This is a genomic window from Dellaglioa sp. CoH-57-MRSF-18, from assembly GCF_056781995.1.
On record NZ_JBXAXX010000111.1, the window covers coordinates 1 to 401 of the forward strand.

Here is a 401-nt window from a genome sequence, read left to right on the forward strand (position 1 = left end):
TGTATGCATTGGCCAAACCAGTCGATGTTCCACCGGATGTTGTGTTCGACGCATACGTGTAAATGTCCGTATTAGGCGACGTTCCAGAGCGCCCGGCAAACACCCCTATAGTCGCGTTTCCAGCTGCACCCGGACCATTGACTGCGAGACGGGCGGCAGCTACACCGCCAGCATACGTGTTAGAGGCATACAGATAGATGATGCTCGGAGCACCAGAAGTTCCGGTGTTGTACTGACCGGAGTACATGAGGAACTGTGTGGAGTTACCAGTACAGCCTCCTTGGGACATGGCAACCGTGAGAGCTGTCATGTTGGTAGTGGAATCAGAAGCAAAGCTGTACTTTCTATTGGTCGTAACACTTTGGTTGCTATTGTTACGTCCTCCCATCAGCCAGCCGCTG

General features: G+C 52.9%; 1 protein-coding gene. It reads right to left on the minus strand.

From position 1 onward, the window contains the following. The coding region (locus AC1RPG_RS08310) for a hypothetical protein (protein WP_481762518.1) at positions 1-401 on the minus strand (401 nt) is incomplete at both ends.